The organism is Nonomuraea sp. MG754425 (assembly GCF_021699195.1).
Lineage (GTDB): Bacteria > Actinomycetota > Actinomycetes > Streptosporangiales > Streptosporangiaceae > Nonomuraea.
In genome coordinates this window covers 1-7,952 of sequence record NZ_SSXE01000303.1, presented here as the reverse complement: position 1 = coordinate 7,952, position 7,952 = coordinate 1, and the positions used below count along the sequence as shown (strand labels likewise).

The window sequence follows — 7,952 nt, the reverse complement described above, 5'->3', positions numbered from 1 at the left end:
GGGCGGCGCGTTACGAGAGTTCGGAGGGCCCCATCGCCGCCAGGGCGGGCCTCGGCGTGGCGGCCGGGGAGCACCACGCGCTCGACCCGCCCGCCGTCCACGCCCACCTGGCCGACCTGGGACGCACGGCGCGCGCCCTGCTCGACGGGGCCGGCGGCTGGCGGGTGGCCGAGCCGCTCGACGAGCCCTCGGCGCTCGTCACCCTGACCCCGCCGCCAGGAGACACGGCCGAGCGCGCCGCCGCCCGCGCGGCCGGGGCGTCCCTGCTGGTCGGCGTCGTGCCCACGGCCCGTGCCCCGCTGCACCTGCGCGAGCCCGTCCTGCGGGTCTCGCCGCCCCCGGGCACGCCGGTGGACACCCTGCGGGCGCTGGCCGCCGTCCTGGCCGCCTCCTGAATCACCACAGGTCGCCTCACCCGGGGTCGCAGGGCAGGAAGAGCTGCTCGACGGCCGCCGCCACCCGCCGGGTGAACGGTGAGATGCTGGCGGGCCCGTGGAAGGGCTGGGTGCCGCCTTCGGTGACGGCCTCGACGGTGGCCAGGTCCGCGCCGGGATGGCAGACGACGTCCGGCGACGGCAGGTCGGCGAGCAGGAACTCGCCCTGGTCGGCGCGGGCCTGCGCCGGGTGCGAGCCACGGCGCACCCAGCGGGCCCGGTCGGCGTGGTCCAGCCGGTAGACGCCCGGCCCCCGCCCGGCCGCGATCCGCATCGCGGACGTGCCCCGCAACCGCACCCGGACCGAGAACGGCCCCCCGCGCTCGGTGGCGCGCAGCAGGCTGAGCTGGTTGAAGTCCTGCGGATCCGGCAGCCAGCTCACCCGCCCGCCCAGCATCACCGCCAGGTGCGCCAGCATGAACGGGGGCACGCCGATGAGCTGCTGGTTGACCGCCGAGACCTCGGTGCCGCCGTCGCAGTGCCACCGGACCGCCGAGAGGTAGACCCGCTCGCCCGGCGTGAGCAGGCCGCGCAGGCTGAACAGCCCGGTGACGCCGTACCTGCGCCAGCCCCAGATCGCGATGCGCTCGGCGCACTCGATGAGCAGCGCGGCGGCCGGCACCGGCCAGGGGCGCGACCAATCGTGACCGGCGCTGCGCAGCGGGCCGAGGCCCAGCTCGGCCGCGCCCGTCGTCTCGTGCGAGGGCCGGTCCACGAACACTCTGACGCCGCCCGCGCCGTCCGGGACGCTGAGCACGGTGACGGCGCACGGCCAGCCCTCCACGTACGCGGCCACCCGGTACGGGCCCAGCAGCCGCGCCGCCCCGGCCATGCCGTCCTCGTCGGACACGACCACGGTGCCGTGCCCGTTCGACATGCCGCCCGACTGCACCACCACCCGCTGGGAGCCGACCGCGCGCCGCAGCTCCGCCAGGCTCGGCAGCCGCTCGGCGGGCACGCTGCGGATCCGCGCCACGGCGGGCACCCCGGCCGCGCGCAGCAGGTCGTCGAACAGGTGCCGGGCCTCGATCGTGGCCCGGACGCCCGCGTCGACGGCCGCGATCGTGACCCCGGGGCCCGCCGGGTCCTGGAACTGGGTGACCGGGTGGGAGGTGGCGATGACGGGCGGGCGGTCCAACTTGACCAGGTGCCGGGCGGCGTCGTGCCGCACCCGGCGCAGCCAGCCGCGCCGCTCGGCCACCGAGCGGGTGCGGGTGTGCTCCTCCGCGGCCACCGCCATGTCGGGCAGCGCCGGGTCCCACGGCGAGGAGCAGCCGATGCTCAGGACCGGCCGAAGCGCCTCGACGGGCATGGGGCCGGTGTACCCGGTGCGCAGGGCGGTGCAGGACCGGTCGACGACGACCAGCGGCCGGCCCGCCAGCGCGGCAAGTAACTCGGCGTTGGCCACTTCGGCCGCCGCTCCGTCCATCATTGTCATGGAGTCTCCTCTTCCGTCGCCGTGTCACGGTCAGCTCTCTTGACGGTGCAGTGCGTACGGAGCATCGTCGAGGGCACCGCGATGTGAAGCGATGTGAAGGTGCCATGCCGCCACGCCGCACCCGCCCGCTGTCGAACCAGGCCCTGGCCACGCTGATCGAGCAGGCCGGCTGGACGCACGCGGCCACGGCGCAGCACGTCAACGCCGTCGCGGCCGAGATCGGGGAGCGGCTGCACTACGACCGGTCGGCGGTGGGGCACTGGCTGACCGGCACCGTCCCCAGGCCGGAGGCCGTGCACGCCGCCGTGGTGGCCTTCCGCCGCCGCCTCAACCGGCCGGACCTCGGCCCGGCGCACCTCGGCTGGCCGGATCAGGCCGTCGTCCCGCCCGCCGACGACCCCTGGAACGGCGACCCGGTCGCCCGCCTGGCCACGCTGGGGGAGGACGACCTGCTCAACCGCCGTACCGTGCTGAGCGCCGCGTCGTTCACGCTGGCCGCGCTCTCCGGCCTGACGCCCAGCCGCGGCCCGGCGCACGGCCACGGGCGAGGGGGCCGGGCGGGCGCCGGCGAGGTGGCCCGCCTGCGCGCCGCCACCGCGGCGTTCGCCGACCTCGACGACCAGTACGGCGGCGGCCACGCCCGCGCCTCCGTCGCCGCCTACCTGTCGCGGGAGGTCACGCCCCTGCTCGGCCGGGCCTCCGGGCGCTCCAGGCCCGACCTGTTCACGGCGGCGGCCGAGCTGAGCTACCTGGCCGCGTACATGGCGATGGACGCGGGGGCGAACGCGCTGGCGCAGCGCTACTACATCAGCACCGTGCGGCTCGCGGACGAGGCCGGCGACCACGTGCTGCGCGCCACGGCCCTGCGCAGCATGGCGGTGCAGGCGGCCGAGCTGGGCCACGACGGCGAGGCGCTCGCGCTGGCCGACGCCGCCGCGTCCGTGCTCGGCGGGCGCGGCTCGCGGCGCACGCTGGCGTGGATCACCGGCATGCGCGCCGAGGCGCACGCGGCGGCCGGCACCCGCTGGGACGCCCTGAACCTGCTGCGCCGCACGGAGACTGAGCTCGAACGGGCCGACTCCCCGCCGGAGACCGAGTGGCTGGGCAACTACCGGCGCGAGTCCCTGGAGCACCAGATCGGCCTGACCCTGAGCCGGCTCGGCGACCACGCGACCGCCGCCCGCCACTTCACCGCGTCCATGCACGGCCGCCGGCCGGTCGAGCTGCGCACGCGGGTGCTGATCGGGCTGCGGGCGGCGCACGCCTTCCTGCGCTCCGGCGATCCCGACCAGGCCGCCCTGACCACCCTGAGCTTCAGCGACGACGTCCGGCTGATCGCCTCGGCCCGGGTGCGGGACGAGTTGCGCCGCCTGCGGGCGGGCTGGCAGCGGCACCGCGCCAGCCCGCTCGTCGCCGAGGCCGATCGCGCCGTCTCGGGACGGAACGACCTCGCCTGACGGCCCCCGGACCGTCAGGGCCGCAGGATCGTACGGGCGGCGACCAGTTCCCCGCCCTGGAACCCCTCCACCCGGACGACGCGTGCCGACGCCACCCCCGGCAGGCTCACGGTCGTGACCTGCTGCGTCACGTCCACCGACGCCACCGGCCGGCCGTCGAGGCGCACGTCGGCCCGGTCCACGAGCGTGGTGGTGAGGCTCAGCCCGCCGGCGTCGAGGCGCACGTCGAGCTGCCGCACCGGCTGCCCGGCCAGGATCTCGCCGGCCCGCGCGAGCAGGTTCCCGTTGTCCCCGAGCACGTCCGCGCGGGTCATCCGGTGGCGGAAGTCGGGCACCACCCCGAGGTCCTCGACGGGCGTCCCGGCCAGCTCCCGCACGCGCAGCGAGCGCCGGATCGACACCCGCATGCTCGCCTGGCCGGGCAGCGGCCGGTAGGGGTTGTCGGGCGTGGGGGAGGGCAGTTCGAGCAGGAGCTTGAGCAGCGAGTGCGTCCACACGTTGGCGCCGCCCGCCCCGGTGTTGTCGTCCGTGCCGAGGATCCTGCCGATGCCGTGGTCCTGGAAGCCGCCGGAGAAGATGTCGGTCGCCGAGTAGCACAGGGCGTTGGTGATCAGCACGACCGGGCCGAAGTACTGCTGGCCGAGCGCGTTCGCCCCGTCGGCCGGGGTGATGGGGAAGGCGGCGGAGAAGACCGAGCCCGTCTCCAGCGCCTGCTCCATCGACGGGCACCAGGCTCCGAGGTCGATCTCGCCGGTGGGGTTCTCCTGGTGCTGGCGGCAGATCCGCAGGTTCAGGTTCGTGGTGATGAACTGGGTCGGCTCCGGCACGATCGGGTGCGGGGTGAGCGTCTGCAGCAGGAACTCGCCGGCGTAGATGTGCCCGCCGCCGTTGTCGCGCACGTCGAGGATGAGCCCGTTCTGCGGCAGCAGCCCGACGAGCCGGACGAACTCCCGGACGAACGCGTCGGGGTCGGAGACGCCGAAGCTGAACACGCGGACGTGGCCGAAGACGCCCGACGGCGTCACGACGCTCCTGGCGCGGAAGAAGCCCGGCATCGACGTCGGGAGGTCCGCGCCCGGCTCGGCCGGCTCGGTCGTCAGCCCCGCGCCGTCGACGCTCTCCCGCTCGGTGGCGGCCTCAGGGACGTACAGCAGCCTGAGGGCCCGCCCGATCTCGTCCGCGCCGAGGTCGAGGCCCTGGGCGACGGCGGCGGTGGACAGCTCGTCGGCGTTGACGAAGGGCGGCAGGTTGTCGGCCACCCGCCAGGTCTCGTTCAGCTCCCGCCGGATCCCGTCCAGCCCGACATAGGTGAGCACGACCCAGGCTTCGTCGGGCGGCACGTGGACGCGCAACGGCCGGAGCGTCATCGACTGCAGGCCGCGCGCGTGCCGGGCGGCCGGGTTGCTGCCCGCGAACCGGGCCGCGTTGACGTCCACCGCCCGGTCGATCGGGACGCCGTTCCAGTGCGTCACCTCGACGCCCGCGCCGAAGCCCGGCGCGGAGAAGCCCTGCACGGTCTTGGTCACCACGTAGTGACGCTCGCCGCCGTCGTCGTAGTACTCCTCGATCACGTACGGGAGGAAGGCGATCTTGCCGGAGTACGGCAGCGGCAGCAGGTAGTTGGTGTGCAGGTCGCGTACCGAGTGGAAGATCTCCGACAGCTCCGCGTGGAAGCGCCACTCCGGGCCCATGGTCTGCGGGGTCTGCCGGCCCAGGCGCACGGCGAGCAGCCGCAGCCGCTGCACCGGGTTGACGGCGTGCATCGCGGCCTTCAGCGGCAGGTGCACGTAGTTCTGCTCGATGAGCACCAGCGCCTGCTGGACCAGCAGCCTGCGGTCGTCGAGGGTCAACGTGTCGGCCGTGCGCAGGAAGTCCTGGAGCTCCTGTTTCGCGACTCCGCTCGATGGCTCGGTCATCTTCGTCCCACCCATCCCGGTCGTACGTGGAGTCCGGGCCCGCGCCCGGACACCGGCACGCTCTCACCGGAGTGAGCGGGCCGCGACGGGGAGTGACCCAGGGTTTTCCCTAGCCCTCGGGGCCGCGCCGGGCGGACGGGCCGCGCAGCGTGCGGCCGGGGCGGACGCCGGTGGGCGCGCCGTCGCGCAGCACGGGCTCGCCGGCCACCAGCACGAGCCGCGCGCCCGCCGCGTACCGCCACGGGTCGTCGTAGGTGGCGCGGTCGGTCGTGCGGCCGGGGTCGAACACCGCCAGGTCGGCGACCTGCCCGGGGGCGACCGTGCCGCGGTCGGCCAGCGCCAGGCGGGCGGCGGGCAGGGAGGTCATCTTCCGTACCGCCTCCGCCGGCGACACGACGCCCCGGTCCCTGGCGTAGGGGCCGAGGACGCGGGCGAAGGTGCCGAAGCCGCGCGGGTGCGGATGCCCGTCGCCGGGCGCGCGCAGCACCCAGCCGTCGCTGGCCACGGCGCCCGAGGGGTGGCGCAGCACGGCCTCGACGTCCCGCTCGGCCATCGCGTGGTTGACGATCAGCACCCGGGCGCGGTGCGCCGCCAGCACCGCGAGCACGGCCTCGGCCGGCTCCACGCCGCCGTCGCGGGCGATGTCGGCGATGCTGTCGCCGACGCGGCCGGCGTACGGGCCGGGGGGCAGGTCGGCGATGATCACCCCCTCGGGCAGGAACGTGCGCCCGACGGCGGGCCGCAGGCCGGCGAGGACGCGCTCCCGCGTGGCGGGGTCGGCGAGGCGGGCGAGCAGGGCGTCGTCGCCGCCGTCCATGGCCCAGCCGGGCAGGCGGGAGGTCAGCATCGTGGACGAGGCGGTGTACGGGTAGACGTCGCAGGCCACGTCGAGGCCCTGCGCGGCGGCGGCGTCGATCAGCGCCAGCGCGCGGGCGACCTTGCCGTGGTTGGCCGGGCCCATGGCCTTCAGGTGGGAGATCTGCAGGCGCACGCCCGAGGCGCGGGCCGCGGCCAGGGCCTCTTCGACGGCCTCGATGAGGTGGTCGCCTTCGTCGCGCATGTGGGTCGCGTACAGCAGGCCGCGGCCGGCCGCCTCGGCGGCCAGCGCCTCGATCTCGTCGGCGGCGGCGAACGAGCCGGGCGCGTAGATCAGGCCGGTGGACAGCCCGAACGCGCCCTGTTCCGCCGCCGTGGCGAGCAGGCCGCGCATCCGGCCCAGCTCGCCGGGGGTGGGGGCACGCCGCTCCTGCCCCAGGACGGCGGCCCGCAGCGCCCCGTGCCCGACGAGCGGGGCGAGGTTCACGGCGGGACGTCCGGCGTCCACGCGGGCGGCGAACCGGGCCAGGTCCGGCCATGGGCTCCCGGCCGGGCCGGGGAAGGGCGACAGGCCGCAGTTGCCGGTGACCAGCGTGGTCACGCCCTGGTACAGGCAGGCTTCGGCGGTGGGGGCGGCGAGCACGGTGAAGTCGGCGTGCGAGTGCAGGTCGATGAGGCCGGGGGTGATCACCAGGCCGGTGGCGTCGATCACCTCGGACGCCCTCGCCCCGCCGGGGTCGCCGACGTGGGCGACGCGGCCCGCGCGCACGGCGACGTCGGCGGGGCGCGGCGGGGCCCCGGTGCCGTCGATCAGCGTCCCGCCCCTGATCAGGAGATCGTACGAGCTGCTCAGGGTCGTCCTCCTCGGCTGCTTGCGCGTCCGCACGATCATGCTATCTCGTCCTGGTATTTTACTAGTAAAACATCTGCTAAGCTTTTGGGGTGAGTGCCATCCCCTTCCACCGGTTCAGCCCCCGTGTCCGCCTGCCCGTCCGGGCCGCGCTGCGACTCGGGCCGGTCGGCGACATCTGGCACAAGCCCGCGCTCAGCGCGGTGGCCGCGTCCGCCGTGGTGCTGCTCGCGCTGCTCCTGGCCGGCCGGCTCGACCTGACCCTCTACGCCTCCGCCGGGGCCATGTGCGCCCTGTACGGCCACGCGCTGCCGTACGCGGCCAGGGCCAGGACGCTGGGCTGGGTCGTGCTCGGGATGCTGGCCGGCACCACCGCCGCCCTCGTCACGGCGGCGCTCACCGACTCGGTCGCCGTCCGGGTGGCCGTGGCCGCCGTCCTCGCGGGGCTGCACAAGGCCGCCTGCGACGCGACCCGGATCGGGCCGCCGGGCAACGTCGTGCTCACCTTCATCGCCGCCAGCGCCGCCTTCGTCCCCCACCAACGGCTCGCCGACCTGCCCCTGCACGTCGGGGTGGGGGTGCTGGGCGGGCTCGTCGCCTGGGCGGTGGGCATGGCGCCGCGCCTGCTCCGGCCGGACAGCCCCGAGCGCGTCGCGGTCGCCCGCGCCCTGGAGGCGACGGCCCGGCTGCTGCGCGCCCACGACGACGGGGCCGCCCACCAGGCCCGCCACGCGTCCGCGACGGCGGTCAACGCGGCCTGGCAGACATTGCTGCGCTCCGGCGAGCGGCGGGAGGGGCTGCGACGCCTGCTCGTCCGCGCCGAGTCCGCCGCGGCCCATGCCGGGGGACGCGGGCCCGGCGGCCCGGTGGCCGATCCGGGCGCGCTCCTGACCTGGGCACACGCCCTTCGCCGTGGCCGCCCCGTCCCCGAGCCGCCGATCGGCGACGCACGCACGGAGGCCGCCGAACGCGCGGAACTCGCCGGGATCACCGCCGAACAGCCCGAACCGACCAGGGCAACCGGCGCGATCGGAGTGACCG

General features: G+C 75.9%; 4 protein-coding genes and 2 pseudogenes. 3 read left to right on the top strand and 3 right to left on the bottom strand.

Features of this window, described 5'->3' with window-relative positions; all coding sequences use genetic code 11:
• Window positions 1-395: pseudogene (locus tag FAF44_RS50745) on the top strand (ergothioneine biosynthesis PLP-dependent enzyme EgtE); the annotation flags it as partial.
• 16 nt (window positions 396-411) lie between these two features.
• On the opposite strand, the gene FAF44_RS50740 reads toward FAF44_RS50745, so the two are convergent.
• Entirely contained in the window at window positions 412-1,872 is a 1,461-nt protein-coding gene (locus FAF44_RS50740) for a hypothetical protein (RefSeq protein ID WP_237110680.1), read from the bottom strand.
• Between the two features lie 104 nt (window positions 1,873-1,976).
• On the opposite strand from FAF44_RS50740, the gene FAF44_RS50735 reads away from it, so the two are divergent.
• Complete coding sequence (locus FAF44_RS50735) at window positions 1,977-3,329, top strand: hypothetical protein (RefSeq protein ID WP_237110679.1); 1,353 nt, start codon at window positions 1,977-1,979, stop codon at window positions 3,327-3,329.
• Between the two features lie 14 nt (window positions 3,330-3,343).
• Here the strand turns inward: FAF44_RS50735 and FAF44_RS50730 are convergent, their stop codons facing one another.
• Both FAF44_RS50730 and FAF44_RS50725 read right to left on the bottom strand, forming a co-directional pair.
• Window positions 3,344-5,245 (bottom strand): S41 family peptidase, encoded by a 1,902-nt coding sequence (locus FAF44_RS50730; protein WP_237110678.1) that lies wholly within the window; start codon window positions 5,243-5,245, stop codon window positions 3,344-3,346.
• A gap of 109 nt (window positions 5,246-5,354) precedes the next feature.
• Window positions 5,355-6,953 carry an amidohydrolase family protein gene (locus tag FAF44_RS50725; RefSeq protein ID WP_237110677.1) on the bottom strand — a complete coding sequence of 533 codons (1,599 nt, stop codon included), beginning with the start codon at window positions 6,951-6,953 and terminating at the stop codon, window positions 5,355-5,357.
• A gap of 50 nt (window positions 6,954-7,003) precedes the next feature.
• Here FAF44_RS50725 and FAF44_RS50720 point away from each other — a divergent pair.
• Window positions 7,004-7,952 (top strand): annotated as a pseudogene (locus FAF44_RS50720) (FUSC family protein); the annotation flags it as partial.

What these genes read in the sequence shown, in the direction of transcription:
- FAF44_RS50740 (WP_237110680.1), bottom strand. Translation starts at nt 1,872, where the DNA reads ATGACAATGATGGACGGAGCGGCGGCCGAAGTGGCCAACGCCGAGTTA.
- FAF44_RS50735 (WP_237110679.1), top strand. Translation starts at nt 1,977, where the DNA reads ATGCCGCCACGCCGCACCCGCCCGCTGTCGAACCAGGCCCTGGCCACG.
- FAF44_RS50730 (WP_237110678.1), bottom strand. Translation starts at nt 5,245, where the DNA reads ATGACCGAGCCATCGAGCGGAGTCGCGAAACAGGAGCTCCAGGACTTC.
- FAF44_RS50725 (WP_237110677.1), bottom strand. Translation starts at nt 6,953, where the DNA reads ATGATCGTGCGGACGCGCAAGCAGCCGAGGAGGACGACCCTGAGCAGC.